The 15509-nt window shown below is 74.9% G+C and carries 13 protein-coding genes; 5 read left to right on the top strand and 8 right to left on the bottom strand.

Annotated features, from left to right (window positions below; all coding sequences use genetic code 11):
- Window positions 1-127: 127 nt before the first annotated feature.
- The 4 genes from ACZ6ZI_RS11265 to miaA all read right to left on the bottom strand — a co-directional run bounded on the left by ACZ6ZI_RS11265 (window position 128) and on the right by miaA (window position 5052).
- Window positions 128-2212: a RelA/SpoT family protein gene (locus ACZ6ZI_RS11265; protein ID WP_469518769.1), complete on the bottom strand. Its 2085-nt coding sequence runs from the start codon at window positions 2210-2212 to the stop codon at window positions 128-130.
- A 140-nt stretch (window positions 2213-2352) separates the two neighbouring features.
- The gene (gene dapF / locus ACZ6ZI_RS11260; protein WP_469518767.1) at window positions 2353-3228 is read right to left on the bottom strand and encodes a diaminopimelate epimerase; all 876 of its coding nucleotides are present in this window, start codon (window positions 3226-3228) and stop codon (window positions 2353-2355) included.
- 153 nt (window positions 3229-3381) lie between these two features.
- Window positions 3382-4008, bottom strand: a complete 627-nt coding sequence (locus ACZ6ZI_RS11255; protein ID WP_469518765.1) for a hypothetical protein — start codon at window positions 4006-4008, stop codon at window positions 3382-3384.
- 105 nt (window positions 4009-4113) lie between these two features.
- Window positions 4114-5052: a tRNA (adenosine(37)-N6)-dimethylallyltransferase MiaA gene (miaA, locus tag ACZ6ZI_RS11250; RefSeq protein ID WP_469518763.1), complete on the bottom strand. Its 939-nt coding sequence runs from the start codon at window positions 5050-5052 to the stop codon at window positions 4114-4116.
- 214 nt (window positions 5053-5266) lie between these two features.
- On the opposite strand from miaA, the gene ACZ6ZI_RS11245 reads away from it, so the two are divergent.
- Both ACZ6ZI_RS11245 and ACZ6ZI_RS11240 read left to right on the top strand, forming a co-directional pair.
- On the top strand, window positions 5267-5461 hold the full coding sequence (locus ACZ6ZI_RS11245; protein WP_469518762.1) for a gliding motility protein: 195 nt from the start codon (window positions 5267-5269) through the stop codon (window positions 5459-5461).
- Window positions 5462-5484: 23 nt separating this feature from the next.
- On the top strand, window positions 5485-5730 hold the full coding sequence (locus ACZ6ZI_RS11240) for an antitoxin (RefSeq protein ID WP_363052496.1): 246 nt from the start codon (window positions 5485-5487) through the stop codon (window positions 5728-5730).
- Window positions 5731-5935: 205 nt separating this feature from the next.
- Here the strand turns inward: ACZ6ZI_RS11240 and ACZ6ZI_RS11235 are convergent, their stop codons facing one another.
- Together ACZ6ZI_RS11235 and miaB are read right to left on the bottom strand one after the other, a co-directional pair.
- Window positions 5936-6655 carry a class III extradiol dioxygenase subunit B-like domain-containing protein gene (locus tag ACZ6ZI_RS11235; RefSeq protein WP_469518759.1) on the bottom strand — a complete coding sequence of 240 codons (720 nt, stop codon included), beginning with the start codon at window positions 6653-6655 and terminating at the stop codon, window positions 5936-5938.
- 33 nt (window positions 6656-6688) lie between these two features.
- Complete coding sequence (miaB, locus tag ACZ6ZI_RS11230) at window positions 6689-8206, bottom strand: tRNA (N6-isopentenyl adenosine(37)-C2)-methylthiotransferase MiaB (protein ID WP_469518757.1); 1518 nt, start codon at window positions 8204-8206, stop codon at window positions 6689-6691.
- 146 nt (window positions 8207-8352) lie between these two features.
- On the opposite strand from miaB, the gene ACZ6ZI_RS11225 reads away from it, so the two are divergent.
- Window positions 8353-9348 (top strand): TAXI family TRAP transporter solute-binding subunit, encoded by a 996-nt coding sequence (locus ACZ6ZI_RS11225; protein ID WP_469518755.1) that lies wholly within the window; start codon window positions 8353-8355, stop codon window positions 9346-9348.
- Here ACZ6ZI_RS11225 and ACZ6ZI_RS11220 read toward each other — a convergent pair.
- Together ACZ6ZI_RS11220 and ACZ6ZI_RS11215 are read right to left on the bottom strand one after the other, a co-directional pair.
- Window positions 9338-10354 (bottom strand): ROK family protein, encoded by a 1017-nt coding sequence (locus ACZ6ZI_RS11220; protein ID WP_469518753.1) that lies wholly within the window; start codon window positions 10352-10354, stop codon window positions 9338-9340. The two genes, ACZ6ZI_RS11225 and ACZ6ZI_RS11220, sit on opposite strands and share 11 nt — an antisense overlap.
- Before the next feature lie 27 nt (window positions 10355-10381).
- Entirely contained in the window at window positions 10382-11605 is a 1224-nt protein-coding gene (locus tag ACZ6ZI_RS11215) for a LacI family DNA-binding transcriptional regulator (protein WP_469518751.1), read from the bottom strand.
- Window positions 11606-11925: 320 nt separating this feature from the next.
- Here ACZ6ZI_RS11215 and ACZ6ZI_RS11210 point away from each other — a divergent pair, with 320 nt between their 5' ends.
- Entirely contained in the window at window positions 11926-13185 is a 1260-nt protein-coding gene (locus ACZ6ZI_RS11210) for a glycoside hydrolase 5 family protein (RefSeq protein WP_469518748.1), read from the top strand.
- 143 nt (window positions 13186-13328) lie between these two features.
- Entirely contained in the window at window positions 13329-15509 is a 2181-nt protein-coding gene (locus ACZ6ZI_RS11205; protein WP_469518746.1) for an endo-beta-N-acetylglucosaminidase, read from the top strand.

Here is a 15509-nt window from a genome sequence, read left to right as displayed (position 1 = left end):
GGAGCTCCGGCCGTGCGCCGTGCCTCCGCACGCCCCCGGCTCACGCCCCGCGCCCCCTGGCCTCCCCTCGCGCCCCTGCCATGCCCGCTCCCCGCGCCCCGCGCCCCCGCCCGGCGGGCGGGCGCGGCTAGGCCCTGCTGACGTCGTACACGCCGGGTACGTCCCGCATGGCCCGCATCAGCGCGGGCAGTCCGGCGGCGTCGGGCAGTTGCAGGGTGTAGCTGTGTCGGACGCGCTGTTCGACGGGTGGTTCGACGGTGGCGGAGACCACTTCGACCCCCTGGCGGGCGATCGCCTCGGTCAGGTCGGCCAGCAGGTGCGGGCGGCCGAACGATTCGGCGAGCAGGGTGACGCGGCAGTCCGCGGTGGCCCGCCAGTGCACGGCGACCGAGGTGCGGCCCAGGGAGCGCATCTGTGCCACGGCGGGGCAGTGGACGCGGTGGACGGTGACGGCGCCGCCGCGTACGACGAACCCGGCGACCGCGTCGGGCGGTACGGGGGTGCAGCAGCCGGCGAGGCGTACGTGGGCGTCGGGGAGGTCGGCCACGGCGTTGCCGCCGTCGCCGCGGGCTCCGACGACGGACAGGGGTGCCCGGGGGGCCGCCGTGGCGGGTCCGGCGCCGCCGGGGTGGTTCTGGAGCCAGGTGGCGATGGCGATCCGCGCGGCGGGGGTGCGGGCGTGGTCCAGCCAGTCGGGGGCGGGCCCGGAGGACGCGTCCTGGGCGAGGAGGAGCTGGACGGTGTCCCCGTCGGAGAGCGGGGAGGACAGGGAGGTGAGGCGCCCGTTGACCCGGGCGCCGATACAGCCGTGGGCCGCCGCGCCGTGCATCGCGTAGGCGGCGTCGATACAGCTGGCGCCGCCGGGGAGGCTGATCGTGCCGAGGGCGCTGCCGCCTTCCGCGCGGAACACGGTGATCTCGCGGTCCTGGGCGAGTTCGGCGCGCAGGACCGTCCAGAAGGTGTCGGGGTCGGGTGCGGACTGTTGCCAGTCGAGGAGGCGGGAGAGCCAGCCGGGGCGGGTGGGGTCGACGCGTTCCTCGTCGCTGTCGGGGGTCTCGGCGGTGGCGTAGGGGTTGCCGAGGGCGACGACGCCGGCTTCGGCGACGCGGTGCATCTGCCGGGTGCGGACGATGACTTCGGCGACGTAGCCCTCGGGGACGGCGACGGCGGTGTGCAGGGACTGGTAGAGGTTGAACTTGGGGGCGGCGATGAAGTCCTTGAACTCCGAGACGACCGGGGTGAAGCAGGTGTGGAGTTCGCCGAGGACGGCGTAGCAGTCGGCGTTCTCGCCGACGAGGACGAGGATGCGGCCGAGGTCGGAGCCGCGCAGTTCGCCGCGGGTGCGGGAGATGCGGTGGACGGAGACGAAGTGGCGGGGTCGTACCTGGACCTCGGCGGCGATGCCGGCCTCGCGCAGGACGGTGCGTACGGAGTCGGCGATGGCGGGCAGCGGGTCGCTCTCCCCGGCGTGGGAGGCGATGAGGGCCCGGGTGTGTTCGTACTCGTCGGGGTGGAGGATCGCGAAGACGAGGTCTTCGAGTTCGGTCTTGAGGGCCTGGACGCCGAGGCGTTCGGCGAGGGGGATGAGGACGTCGCGGGTGACCTTGGCGATGCGGGCCTGTTTCTCGGGGCGCATCACGCCGAGGGTGCGCATGTTGTGCAGTCGGTCGGCGAGTTTGATGGACATGACGCGGACGTCGTTGCCGGTGGCGACGAGCATCTTGCGGAAGGTCTCGGGTTCGGCGGCGGCGCCGTAGTCGATCTTCTCGACCTTGGTGACCCCGTCGACGATGAAGGCGACCTCGTCGCCGAATTCGGCGCGGACCTGATCGAGGGTCACGTCGGTGTCCTCGACCGTGTCGTGCAGCAGGGACGCCGTCAAGGTGGTTGTCTCGGCGCCGAGTTCGGCGAGGATCAGGGTGACCGCGAGTGGATGTGTGATGTACGGCTCACCACTTTTTCGCATCTGACCGCGGTGCGAGGTCTCGGCGAGGAGGTAGGCGCGGCGCAGAAGGGACAGATCGGCGTCCGGATGGTGGGCCCGATGCGCTTCTGCTACGTGTCCGATGGCGTCGGGGAGACGGTCCCGGGACGTCGGCCCGAGCAGGGCCGCCCGCCCGAGCCTGCGCAGATCGAGCCGGCTCCGGCCACGTCTGCGCAGCTCAGCGCGCACTTCAGCGTGTGCTTCGGGGTTCGTGGCCTCTGCACTCATGGGCACCTCCGGCGGCTTCGACCGGCGGTGGTGGGCATGGGGTGAGCCCTCAGGGCCGGTGCCTGATGTTACCGACCCCACCACGTGGCGCAGTCCACCTCTCGCTCAGCGTGAAACGGATCACCCATGAGAGGGAACCTTCAGGCGAAAGCCGTTTCGGTGAGCCAGTCGGCGTCGAACTCCCCGGTGGCCACGATCACGGCCGGTCCGGTCATGTCGACGCGGCCGTCGGGGTGCTCGGTGATGGTGAGGGTGCCGCCGGGCAGGTCGACGGTGTAGGTGGCCGGTTCGCCGGTGACGGCGGGATCGACGCCGTCGCGGCGGATGGTGGCCACGGCGACGGCGCACGCGCCGGTGCCGCAGGATCGGGTCTCTCCGGAGCCGCGCTCGTGGACGCGCATGGCGACGTGGCGGGGGCCCCGGTCGACGACGAACTCGACGTTGACCCCGGTGGGGTAGGCGGAGGCCGGGCTGTAGGGCGGCGGGTCGTACAGGTTGCCGGCCTGGTCGAGGCTGTCGACGAAGGCGACGGCGTGGGGGTTGCCCATGTTCACGTTGCGGGCGGGCCAGGTGTGCTCGCCGACGGAGACGGTGACGTCGCCCTCGGGGAGTTCGGCGCGGCCCATGGAGACGGTGACGTCGCCGGTCTTGTCGAGGTGGACGTGCTTGACGCCGCCTCGGGTGGCGACGGCGAGGTCGCCGGGCTCGACGTGGCCCGCGTACTGGAGGTAGCGGGCGAAGACGCGTACGCCGTTGCCGCACATCTCGGCGATGGAGCCGTCGCTGTTGCGGTAGTCCATGAACCATTCGGCCTCGGCGGCCATGGCGGCGGCGTCGGGGTGGGCGGCGGAGCGCACCACGTGCAGCACACCGTCGGCCCCGATGCCCGCGCGCCGGTCGCACAGCTTGGCGACGGCGGTCGCGGGCAGGTCGATGGCGTTGTCGGGGTCGGGGACGATCACGAAGTCGTTCTCGGTCCCGTGGCCCTTGAGGAAGGAGAGGGTGGTGTGCGTCACGGGCCCATGGTACCGAGCGGCCGGCGGCGACGACCGGGCGGCACCGCCCGGACCTGCGGGATCGGCCGCACCAGGGAAGTACGCGGGGCGCCCGGGGCACGTGGGGCACGGGGGCGGTGTGTGGCCCACACGCGGTACGCCGGGCCCGCGCGGTCAGCGCAGCCGGGCCACGCGGTAGACGGCGAGCGCGACGACGGCCAGCGCGACGAGCGCGTACAGCGCGAGCATCCGCCAGTCGGCGCGGCGGCCGCTGCCGCGCGGCGGCAGCCCCGGCCAGGTGTAGCCGACGCGGCGGGCGGCCATCATGCCCCAACCGCCCGCGCAGCAGCTGATGAGGAAGCCCAGCATGGCGACCACGGCTCCGCCGTCGCCGAACTCGAAGGCGAGGGGGAAGCCGAACATCAGGGATCCCGCGACGCCGAGCAGGACGATGGGGGCGATCTGCCAGATGCGCAGGCGGCGCTGGGGGCGCAGTTCGACCTCGACGGCGGGGCCGGAGGCGTCCTCGGCGCCGGATTCGGGCGCGTCGGGGCCGTCGGGGGTCAGTCGGGCGGGGTCGGCGGGCAGGCCGAGGGTGTCGGGGACGTCGGGCGCCCCGGCGGTCGTGGATCGGGAGGGCGGGGTGTCGGCCGCCCCGGCGGCACCCGTGGCCCCGCGCGCGGGCGCGTCGGCGTCGGGGGACGCGCCTCGCTGCGCGGGCCCGGGGTGGAGCATCGGGTCCGCTCCCTGTCTGGTGTCGTCCCGCCCGGTGTCTCGACGAGGGCCGGCCTCCATCGCCACGCGCCCTCCCCACTCGGACTTCGTACGCCGCTGTTCAGAAGTTTGATGATGGCACGGCCGCGGGCCCGCGACGGGCGCGCGGGGCGTCCCGATGCCATCACGTGATCAGGCTGTAACCGCTCGTTCGACCAACGAGCGGGCGAGTCCGGGGAGTTCCCCGCGGTCGGCGACGGCTCCGCTGAGCCAGTGGACGCGGGGGTCGCGGCGGAACCACGAGTCCTGACGGCGTGCGAAGCGCTTCGTGGCACGGACGGTTTCGGCCTTGGCCTCCTCCTCCGTGCACTCCCCCGCGAGGGCCGCCAGTACCTGCTGGTAGCCCAGGGCGCGGGAGGCGGTGACGCCGTCGCGCAGGCCCGCGGCCTCCAGGGCGCGGACCTCGTCGACGAGCCCGGCCTCCCACATGCGGTCCACGCGCAGCGCGATCCGCTCGTCGAGTTCGGGGCGGGCCACGTCGACTCCGATCTGGACGGTGTCGTAGACGGACTCGTGGCCGGGGAGGTTGGCGGTGAAGGGCCGGCCGGTGATCTCGATGACCTCCAGGGCCCGCACGATGCGGCGGCCGTTGCTCGGCAGGATCGCGGCGGCGGCGGCCGGGTCGGCGGCGGCGAGGCGGGCGTGCAGGGCTCCGGGGCCGCGCAGCGTGACCTCCGCCTCCAGGCGGGCACGGACCTCGGGGTCGGTGCCGGGGAACTCCATGGCGTCGAGGGCGCCGCGGACGTAGAGGCCCGATCCGCCGACGAGGACCGGGGTGCGGCCCTCGGCGAGCAGCTTGTCGATCTCGGCGCGGGCCAGGCGCTGGTACTCGGCGACGCTGGCGGTCTCGGTGACGTCCCAGATGTCGAGGAGGTGGTGCGGGACGCCGCCGCGTTCCTCGGTCGTCAGTTTCGCGGTGCCGATGTCCATCCCCCGGTACAGCTGCATGGAGTCGGCGTTGACGACCTCGCCGTCGAAGTGGCGGGCCAGGGCGACGCCCAGGTCGGACTTTCCGGCCGCGGTGGGACCGACGACGGCGATGACCCGCGGGGCGGGGGGTGCATTCCTCACGGACACAGTCTCGCAAACCGAACGGCACGTACTCGATCGGGTTACGTGACGGGGTACGGCGGGGGTCGTTGCCCTGAAGAGGTTCCGGCCCGGCGTACGCCTGGCGTGCACCTGGTTCCGGCCGTTCGGGCCGCAGCGGAACTTCACCCCCGCGAGTAACGTTAGGTGAGTAGACATGGGCGTTTTTGACTGGTTTCTTCGCCGTAAGGACGAGGTGGCGACCGAGGCGGTCGAGACCGAGGCCGGCGCGGCGCGGGCCGAGGTCACGGAGGACGTCCCGGCCGAGGAGGCCGGGGAGACTCCCGCGGCTGTGACGGAGGTTCCCGCGGCGGAGGCCGTGGAGATCCCGAAGCAGCAGTCGGCCGAGGTCGCCGCGGAGAGCGGGGCCGGCGAGGGCGCCCGTACGTAGATACCGCCACTGGAGGATGCCCCATGGGCCTGCTGGACAATCTGAAGGCCAAGCTCGCTCCTGCCAAGGAGAAGGTCGAGGGCCTCGCGCAGCAGCACGAGGGCAAGATCGGCGAGGGCCTGGACAAGGTCGCGAAGGCCGTGGACTCCAAGACCCATGGCAAGTACAGCGACCGGATCACGACCGGGACGGACAAGGCGAAGGACGCCCTGGGCAAGATCGCGCACAAGGACACCCCCGGCGGGCCGACGCCGCCGGCCGCCTCCTAGGCGCGTACGGGAACACCGCTCGAAGGGGCGCGGGACCGAGGGTCCGGCGCCCCTTCGGCGCGTCCGGTGCCCCGTGGGCCCGGGCGGCCGGACCCCGGCCGGCCGGGACGGACCCGGGGCGGGCGGGGCGGACCCGGGCGGCCGGGACGGACCCGGGGCGGGCGGGGCAGCCGGGACGGACCCGGGGCGGGCGGGGCGGGCGGGGTCAGGACCAGGTGGCGACGAAGTACCCGACGCCGTACGGGGCGTCCTCGTAGAGGAGTCGGCCCGCGAGGCCCGCGCCCTCGGCGGCGCCGGCGAGGACCTGCCAGGGGGCGCGCCCGGCGGCCTGGAGTTCGGCGGCGAGCGTCGGGTCGAGGGCGGCGAGGGCCGCGGTGTCGGCGGCGCCGAGGGCGCGGCCGACGCCCGCGTCGAACGCGGCGGCGCGTTCGTCGAGGTAGCCGGGGGCCTTGAGGGTGCGGCAGGCGCTGCCGTCGCCCATGACGAGCAGGGCGACGCGCGCGTCGCGGTCGGCGAGTTCACGGCCGGCGGCGAGGCACGCGGCGGTGTCCCGGGGCCGTGCGATCCCGAGGCCTTCGACGGGGGCGGCGCCCCAGCGGGCCCGGTCCAGCAGCCAGGCGCCCACGGCGAGCGCGGGGGGCAGCAGCCGGGGCCCTTCCTCGCCGTCGCCGAGGCGGACCTCGGGGGCTTGTCCGGGGGCGAGGCCGAAGGCGCGGAATCCGCCCCGGGAGCCCTGCGGGTAGGGCCCGGCGTGGTCGTCCTCGGTGGCCCCCACGACGACCAGGAGGTCGGGTCGGGAGGCGGCGAGCACGGCGAGCGCGTCGGAGCAGGCGGTACGGGCGTCGTCCAGTTCGGCGGCGGCGCCCGCGGCGACCTCCGGCACGAGGAGCGGCGGGGCGGGGCAGACGGCGGCGGCTACGAGCATGATCCGCAGCCTAGTCGCCCCGCCGGTCGACGGTCAGTCGATCGCGCAGCCCGAGGTGGCGACGGGCAGCGGGGCCGGCACGCCGAGGGTCGGGATGCCGAGCAGGACGCCCTTGGGCTGCGCCGGGGCGGCGTTGCGCTTCTCCCAGGCGTCGCCGGCGCGGGTGCGGCGCACGGAGAGGGTCGGGCCCTCGGCGAGGAGGTGGTGCGGGGCGGCGTAGGTGATGTCGACGGTGACGACGTCACCGGGGCGGACGTCCTCGTCGGGCTTGGTGAAGTGCACCAGCCGGTTGTCGGGGGCGCGGCCGGAGAGGCGGGCGGTGGCGCCGTCCTTGCGGCCCTCGCCCTCGGCGACCATGACCTCCAGGGTGCGGCCGACCTGCTTCTTGTTCTCCTCCCAGGAGATCTCCTCCTGGAGGGCGACCAGGCGCATGTAGCGGTCCTGGACGACTTCCTTAGGGATCTGCCCGTCCATGTCGGCGGCGGGGGTGCCGGGGCGCTTGGAGTACTGGAAGGTGAAGGCGTTCGCGAAGCGGGCCTCGCGCACGGCGTGCATCGTCTGCTGGAAGTCCTCCTCGGTCTCGCCGGGGAAGCCCACGATGATGTCGGTGGAGATCGCGGCGTGCGGGATCGCGGCGCGGACCTTCTCGATGATGCCGAGGAAGCGCTCCTGGCGGTACGAGCGGCGCATCGCCTTCAGGATCGGGTCGGATCCGGACTGGAGCGGCATGTGCAGCTGCGGCATCACGTTCGGGGTCTCGGCCATGGCGGCGATGACGTCGTCGGTGAAGTCGCGCGGGTGCGGGGAGGTGAAGCGGACGCGCTCCAGGCCCTCGATCTGTCCGCAGGCGCGCAGCAGCTTGCTGAAGGCCTCGCGGTCGCCCAGGTCGGAGCCGTAGGCGTTGACGTTCTGGCCGAGCAGGGTGATCTCGGAGACGCCCTCGGCGACCAGGGCCTCGACCTCGGCGAGGATGTCGCCGGGCCGGCGGTCCTCCTCCTTGCCGCGCAGGGCGGGGACGATGCAGAAGGTGCAGGTGTTGTTGCAGCCGACGGAGATCGAGACCCAGGCGGCGTACGCGGACTCGCGGCGGGTCGGGAGCGTGGAGGGGAAGGCCTCCAGGGACTCGGCGATCTCGATCTGGGCCTCCTCCTGGACGCGGGCGCGCTCCAGCAGGACGGGCAGCTTGCCGATGTTGTGCGTGCCGAAGACCACGTCGACCCAGGGGGCCCGCTTGACGATGGTGTCGCGGTCCTTCTGGGCGAGGCAGCCGCCGACGGCGATCTGCATGCCGGGGCGCTTGGTCTTCATGGGGGCGAGGCGGCCGAGGTTGCCGTAGAGCTTGTTGTCGGCGTTCTCGCGGACGGCGCAGGTGTTGAAGACGACGACGTCGGCGTCACCGTCGGCGCCCTCGGGGGCGCGGACGTAGCCGGCGTCCTCCAGCAGACCGGAGAGTCGCTCGGAGTCGTGCACGTTCATCTGGCACCCGTAGGTGCGCACCTCGTAAGTTCCCTTGGGGTCCACTGCCGGGCTCCGGTCGCTGCTGCTGGTCATGCAACAAGGGTAGGCGGTAGCCGGGAGACCTCCGGCCGCGCGTACGGGTGCGGGGTCGTGGGCGAGGCCGGGGGCGGGGCCGAGCGCGGGTGCGCCGGGAGGTCCGTGCCGTGACAGGAGGCCGGAGGGGTGGCAGGATCGCGCGCATGTTCCGCATACCTCCCCGTTTCGGCCGGCGCCGCGTCCTCCAGGGCCTGGCCGCCGTGCTGGTGGTGCTCGCGGGGCTCCTGTGGTGGCTGAAGCCCTTCGGTGAGCCGGAGCTCACCGGCGACCTGACCTTCAGCACCGGTGTGCGTACGGGCGTCTACCACCGCTACGGCCAGCTGCTGGAGCAGGCGCTCGCCCAGGACATGCCGGAGGTCCGGGTCCGGCTGGCGACCAGCGAGGGTTCGCAGCAGAACCTCCAGCGGGTCGCGGCCGGTGAGGCGGATTTCACGGTGGCGACGGCGGACGCGGTCGGCAAGTACCGGGCCGACGGCAAGCCGGGCGCGGACCGGCTGCGCGGTTGCGCGCGGCTCTACGACGACTACGTGCAGCTGGTGGTGCCCGCCGGGTCCCCGGTGCAGTCGGCCCGCGACCTGCGCGGCAAGCGGGTCGCGGTGGGTCAGGAGGGTTCGGGCGTCCGGCTGGTCTCGGAGCGGCTGCTCAAGGCGGCCAAGCTGGACCCCGTACGGGACGTCACCACGGTGGGCATCGGGATCGACACCATGCCGGCGGAGCTGGAGGCGGGCCGCATCGACGCCTTCTTCTGGTCCGGGGGGCTCCCGACGAACGCGGTGCGCGAGCTGTCGGAGCGCTTCGACATCCGGCTCGTCCAGCTCGGCGACCTGTTGGAGCGGCTCCAGGCCAGCGGCAGTCCGGCCCGCTACTACCGGGCCGCGGTGATGCCGCAGGACGCCTACGCGCGGGCCCGCAACACCTCGGCGGTGGCCACGGTGGCGGTTCCGAACCTGCTGGTCACGCGGGAGGACACCGGGGCGGAGCTGACGGAGCGGTTCACGCGGACGGTGATCCTCAGCCGGGACCGGATCGGGCACGAGGTGCACGCGGCGCAGCTGGTGGACCTGCGGACGGCGATCTACACCGATCCGCTGGACCTGCACGAGGGCGCGCGGCGCTACTACCGCTCGGTCAAGCCGTAGGGCTCGTCGGCCTCGGCCCGGCCGGCAGCATCATGGCGGCGGCGGCCGCGCCGATGAGTCCGGCGTCGGTGCCGAGGGCGGCCGGGACCACCTTGACGCCGCGGGCGAAGGACAGGGTGGCGTACGCGGCCAGGTGACGGCGGATCGGCCGGAACAGGGTGTCCCCGCAGGCGGCGACCCCGCCGCCGATGACCGCCACGTCGGTCTCGACGAGGGTGGCGGTGGCCGCGATGGCGGCGGCCAGGGCGCGTCCCGCGCGGTCGAAGGCGGCCAGGGCGACCGGGTCGCCCGCCTCGGCGGCGGCCGCGACGCCGGCGGCCGTGGGGTCGGGGCCGGTCCAGTTCCGTTCGCGGGCCCAGCGGGCGATGGCGGTGCCGGAGGCGAGGGATTCGACGCAGCCGTGGCCCCCGCAGACGCAGGGGTCCCCGTCGACGGCGACGCTGATGTGACCGATGTGGCCCGCGTTGCCGGTGGGGCCGGTGTGGAGGCGGCCTCCGATGATCAGGCCGCCGCCGACGCCGGTGGAGACGACCATGCACAGGGCGTTGTCGTGGCCGCGCGCCGCTCCGAGCCAGTGTTCGGCGGCCGTCATGGCGACCCCGTCGCCCGCGAGGACGGTGGGGATCCGGGCGCCGCGGGCGCTCAGTTCGGCGGCGACGCGGGCCTGGACGGGGAAGCCGCGCCAGGCGGCGATGTTGACGGGGCTGACCGTGCCCAGGGAGGTGTCGACGGGGCCGGCGCTGCCGATGCCGCAGCGTACGGCCCGCTCCCACAGGGGGTCCTCGGCGAGGTCGGCGATCACTTCGGTGACGGCCGCCATGACGCCCTCGGCGTCCGTGCCGCGCGGGGTGGGACGGCGGGTGGCGGCGGTGAGGGTGCCGTCGGGGTGGACGAGCGCTCCCGCGATCTTCGTGCCGCCGATGTCGATCGCCACCGTCGGGCCGGTGGCCGCGGTCGCGACGGCTCCGGCGCGCGGCACGGGGAAGGCTGAGGTGGGAGTGGTCACGGTGGCGCTCCTGAAAGGGGTCGGATTTCAGTATGCGGCCGGGGGCGGGGCCGTACTCTCGCGGGGCTCCAGCCGGGGCGGCTCGCTCTCGCGGGTACGGGGCGCTCCCCCGGCGAGGAGGGCGAGGAGCTCCTCGGCCGCGATCCGGCCGAAGGCGGCCGTGTCGCGGACCAGGGCGGTCAGCCGCGGGTGGGTGACCCGGCACAGGGGCGAGTCGTCCCAGGCGACGACGGAGAGCCGGCCGGGCACGGGGATGCCGAGTTCGGCGGCCACCGCGCTGCCGGCGACGGCCATCACGTCGTTGTCGTAGATCAGGGCGGTGGGCGGCTCCGGTTCGGCGAGGACGCGGCGGGTGGCGGCGGCCCCCTCGGTGTCGGAGTAGTCGGTGGGGACCGAGCGCACCCGGGCGGCGGGCAGGCCGAGGCGGGCGGCCTCCTCGCGCAGCGAGGCGACGCGGCGGTCGGTGTGCGCGAGGCCGGGCAGGCCCGCGATGTGGGTGATGCGGCGGTGGCCGAGGGCATGGAGGTGTGCGAGGACGTCGGCCATGGCGCGGGCGTCGTCGGAGCGGACGGCGGAGAGCCCGCCGCCTGCGGCGGGCGCGGGCGGCGCGGTCGGCTCGGCCGCCCTTCCGGACCCGGGCGCCGTGACGGACGGCGGGGCGTCGGCGGGCGCGGGAGCCGCGGCGAGCGCGGGGGCCGCGGCAGGCGCTGGAGCCGTGGCAGGCCCGGGAGCCGTGGCGGATGCGGAAGCCGCGGCGGGCGCGGTTTCACTGCCCGGTGGGGCAGCCTGGCCGCCGACCAGTACGGCGGGCAGCCCCAGACGGGCCAGCAGTTCCGGGCGCGGGTCGTTCGTACGCGGGTCCACGAGGAGGACCCCGTCGACGCGCCGCTCGGCCCACCACCGGCGGTGGACGGCGCATTCGGCGTCGACGTCCTCGACCACCTGGAAGAGGAGGGCGATCCCGGAGGCCGCGAGCACCTCCTGGATCCCGGAGACCAGTCGCAGGAAGAAGGACTCGACGCCCAGGGTGTGCGCGGGCCGGGCCAGGACGAGCCCGACGGCACCCGATCGTTCGCCGGACAGGGCGCGGGCGGCGCTGTTGGGGAGCCAGCCCAGTTCCTCGGCGACGCCGCGGATCCGGGCGCGGGTGGCGTCGGACACCCCCGGACGGTCGTTCAGCGCGAAGGACACCGCGCTCTCGGACACCCCGGCCCGGCGGGCGATGTCCTTGATGGTGGGTCTGCGGGCCATGCCTGCCTCATCCCTCGGTCCCCCGGTGCCGCGCACCGCGCTGGGCAGACCGTACGCGACGCCGGCCGGGAAGATGACCGGAATGCCGCTGCCCATTCCTGTGTACGCCCTGGTCGGACAGGTCCACTAAACCGCATTAGTGCGCCCGGGGTGACCATAAGGGAACCGTGCCCCGAACGGACTGAAGCGCATAAGTGCCGGTGGATCGCCCACGGCCCCTCGGCCCTCGATTTCGAACGGCGGGGGCCCTGTTGACTCCCCCTCGGAAGGGCGGCAGTTTATGGGCACCCGGTGAATTCCACTGAACTCCAGGACCCTTCATGCCCCGTGCCGCCCGCACCCTCCGTTTCGGCGTGAATTACACCCCGAGCCGGGGCTGGTTCCACCACTGGCTGGACTTCGACCTCGACGAGGTGCGGGCCGACCTCGACTCGATCGCCGCGCTCGGCCTCGACCACGTGCGGGTGTTCCCGTTGTGGCCGCTGTTCCAGCCCAACCGGACGCTGATCCGGCCGCGCGCCGTCGAGCAGTTGGTCGCGCTCGCCGACGCCGCCGCCGAACGCGGCCTCGACGTGGCCGTCGACGGGCTCCAGGGGCACCTGTCGAGCTTCGACTTCCTCCCCTCGTGGATCACGACCTGGCACCGGCGCGACCTCTACACCGATCCGGACGTGGTGGCCGCGCAGGAGGAGTACCTGCGCACGCTGGCCGCCGCCCTCGCCGACCGGCCCCACTTCCTCGGCATGACCGTCGGCAACGAGATCAACCAGTTCTCCGGACCGCCCCACCCCGACCCGTACCGCGTCTCCCCGGCCGGCGCGGCACGCTGGCTGGAGCGGATGCTCGCCGCCTGCGAGAAGGGCGCGCCGGGCCGGCTGCACGTGCACGCCGAGTACGACGCCGCCTGGTACCGCGACGACCACCCCTTCACCCCCGCCCAGGCGGCCCGCTCGGGCGCCGCGACCGCCGTGCACTCCTGGGTGTTCAACGGCACCGCCCAGCGCCACGGCCGGAGCGGGACGGCCACCGAGCACCACGCCGCGTACCTGATCGAGCTGTCCAAGGCCTGGGCCACGGATCCCCACCGCCCGGTGTGGCTCCAGGAGGTCGGGGCGCCCGCGCCGCTGATCGGGCCCGAGCACGCGGCGCGGTTCACCGAGGCCACCGTCGCCTGCGCCCTGGACTGCGCGGACGTGTGGGGGGTGACCTGGTGGTGCTCGCACGACGTGTCCCGCGAGCTGGCGGACTTCCCCGAGCTGGAGTACGGGCTCGGGCTGCTCACCAACGCGCGCCGGGTCAAGCCCGCCGGCGCCGTCCTGGCCGGGATCGCCGACTCCTGGCGGCACCGGGAGCACCGGCCCGCCGTACGGACCACCGCGCTCGCCCTCGACGTCGGCGGGGCCGAGGAGGCCCCGGGGCGGTCGGTGTGCGCGCCGGGCGGGGCGTTCTTCGAGGCGTGGGCCGCGCTGGCGGAGCGCGGGGGGCGCCCGGCCGTGGTGCTGGAGGAGCTGGCCGGGGACGCGGCCCATCTGTCCGCGCGCGGCATCACCGAGGTGCTGCGCGTGCACGACGTCATCTGAACCCGTGCCGACCCGAACCGCCCCGACCCGAACCGCCCCGACGCGACCCGGCGCGACCCGGCGCGGCGCAACCCGACCCTGCGCGACCCGACCCTGCGCGACCCGACCCGAGGCCGTCCCGACCCCCGCGTGAGGAGCCCGCAATGTCCGAAACCGGCGCAGGCGCCGATTCCCGTACGCCCGCCCCGCACCCCTCCCCGCCCCCGATACCCGAACCGCCCCGACCGGGCCGGCGGGCGGTGCTGACCGCCGGGGTCGCCGGGGCCGGGGCGGTCCTGCTCCCGCCCGCGCCGGCGACGGCCGCGCCGACGGGCCCCGGCCCGTCCGGCGGCCCGGCCACGAGGGGCCCGGCGGGTGCCGCGGCCCCGTCCGGCCTCGCCCCGTACGCCTCCTACTGGTTCCCGGACTCGCTCCCCCACGGCGAGCCCGGGCCCGGCATCGTGTGGCGCTCCCTGAAGGCCTGGACCCCGGGTGCGGATCCGGACCTGGCCCACAACACCGCGACCGTGCCCCTCGCGCCCCGGTTCACGCCCGTCCCGCCGAACCGCGACGCCCGCGCGGACCGGGCCCGCGTCTCGGCGCTCGTCTCCTTCGGGCCGACCTCCGCCAACCCCTCGCAGGGTTCGGCGACCGCCGACCACTACGCCCTGACGCACTGGGCGTACCTCGACGAGCTGGTGTTCTGGGGCGGGTCCTCCGGTGAGGGCATCGTCCTCGCGCCGAACGCCCCGGTCGTCGACGCCGCCCACCGCCACGGCGTGCCGGTCCTCGGCAACGTCTTCCTGCCGCCCGTCGCCTACGGGGGTGACCTGCGCTGGACCCGGGATCTCGTGCAGCGGGACCCGGCGGGCGGTTTCCCGCTCGCGGAACGCCTCGTCGAGGTGGCGCGGACGTACGGGTTCGACGGGTGGTTCGTCAACGCGGAGACGGACGGCGGCGACGGCGCCCTGGCACGCGACATGCGGGAGTTCCTGCAGGCGCTGCGGCGGCTGGGAGCCCCGCACGGGTTGCGCGTGACCTGGTACGACGCCATGAACAGCACCGGGCGGGTCGGCTGGCAGGGCGCGCTCAACGCGCTCAACCAGGAGTTCTTCGAGGACCGGGCGGGCCCGGTCGCGGACACTCTGTTCGTCGACTTCCGCTGGTCGGCGGCCTCGCTCGACTCCTCCGGCGCGCTCGCCGAGCGGCTGGGCCGCTCCCGGTACGCGCTGTGGGCGGCGGTCGACCTGGAGTCCGCCGGCTGGGACTCCCCGGTGCGCTGGGACGCGATCGTCCCGCGCGGGCGGGAGCACGTCGTCAGCCTCGGCTTCTACCGGCCCGAGTGGACCCGCAACCACCTCGCCGACCGCTCCCCCGGCGCCTTCCACCGCGCCGACGACCACCTCTGGACGGGCGAGTCGCTCGACCCGGCGCGGCCCGCGCCCGGGGCCCGTTGGCGGGCGCCCGCGACGGTGGTGGCCGACCGGTCCACGGTCGGGTCCCTGCCCTTCGGCTGTTCCTTCAACACCGGGCACGGGCTGCGCTGGTACGACGGCGGCCGGGTGGTCTCCGAGGAGCCGTGGAACCACCTCGGGCTCCAGGACCGGCTCCCGGGCCGGCGCTGGGCGGTGGAGACGGCCGGCTCGCGCCCGGAGGTCACCCTGGACTTCGCGGACGCGTGGCGCGGTGGTTCGAGCCTGCTGGTGTCCGGAGCCCTGACCGCCCCGGCGACGGTGGCGCTGCACGCGACGCGGCTGCCGCTGACCCGTGCCACGGTCGCGGAACTGGTCCACCGGCCCGGGTCGCGGCCGGGGCCCGGTTCCGTCGAGCTGGGGGTCGCGACGAGCGAGCCCGCCGCCCCGGGCGAGCCGGTGGCGTACGCGTGGTTCGCCGCGCCGCCGGGCGGCGGCTCCGGCTGGCGGACCTCGCGGATCCCGCTCGCGCCGCTGGCCGGGAGGACGGCGTACGCGATCGCCGTACGGATCACCGCGCCCGGGAAGGAGCCGGTGTCCTGGCGGCTCGGGGCCCTGACGGTACGCGACACCACCGCCGGACGGCGCCCGGCCCCGCCCCCGCACCTGGAGGTGGGCGCCCACGCCCGGCGGGACGAGGAGGTCGAGCTGAGGCTGTCGTGGGGGCGCGCGCCGGGCCCGGTGCGCCACTACGAGCTCCACCGCGTGCTCCCCGACGGCGCCCGCCGCTTCCTCGGCGGCACCTGCGGTACGGCGCTGTACCTGCCCTCCGTGCGCCGCGCGGGCCGGGAACAGGTGACGGTCTTCGAGCTGCGGGCGGTCGACGAGGTCTACGCCGCCTCCGCCCCGGCCCGCACCACGTTCCGCTGGTAG

The organism is Streptomyces sp. NPDC103540 (assembly GCF_055584445.1).
The sequence above is the reverse complement of the archived record's forward strand: the minus strand, read 5'-3'. Positions and strand labels throughout refer to the sequence as shown.

Bases quoted from the DNA above. Each gene is read 5' to 3' on its own strand.
- ACZ6ZI_RS11265 (WP_469518769.1), bottom strand. From the start codon at position 2,212: ATGAGTGCAGAGGCCACGAACCCCGAAGCACACGCTGAAGTGCGCGCT.
- ACZ6ZI_RS11240 (WP_363052496.1), top strand. From the start codon at position 5,485: ATGGGCCTGCTGGACAATCTGAAGGCCAAGCTCGCTCCTGCCAAGGAG.
- ACZ6ZI_RS11235 (WP_469518759.1), bottom strand. From the start codon at position 6,655: ATGCTCGTAGCCGCCGCCGTCTGCCCCGCCCCGCCGCTCCTCGTGCCG.
- miaB (WP_469518757.1), bottom strand. From the start codon at position 8,206: ATGACCAGCAGCAGCGACCGGAGCCCGGCAGTGGACCCCAAGGGAACT.
- ACZ6ZI_RS11225 (WP_469518755.1), top strand. From the start codon at position 8,353: ATGTTCCGCATACCTCCCCGTTTCGGCCGGCGCCGCGTCCTCCAGGGC.
- ACZ6ZI_RS11215 (WP_469518751.1), bottom strand. From the start codon at position 11,605: ATGGCCCGCAGACCCACCATCAAGGACATCGCCCGCCGGGCCGGGGTG.
- ACZ6ZI_RS11210 (WP_469518748.1), top strand. From the start codon at position 11,926: ATGCCCCGTGCCGCCCGCACCCTCCGTTTCGGCGTGAATTACACCCCG.
- ACZ6ZI_RS11205 (WP_469518746.1), top strand. From the start codon at position 13,329: ATGTCCGAAACCGGCGCAGGCGCCGATTCCCGTACGCCCGCCCCGCAC.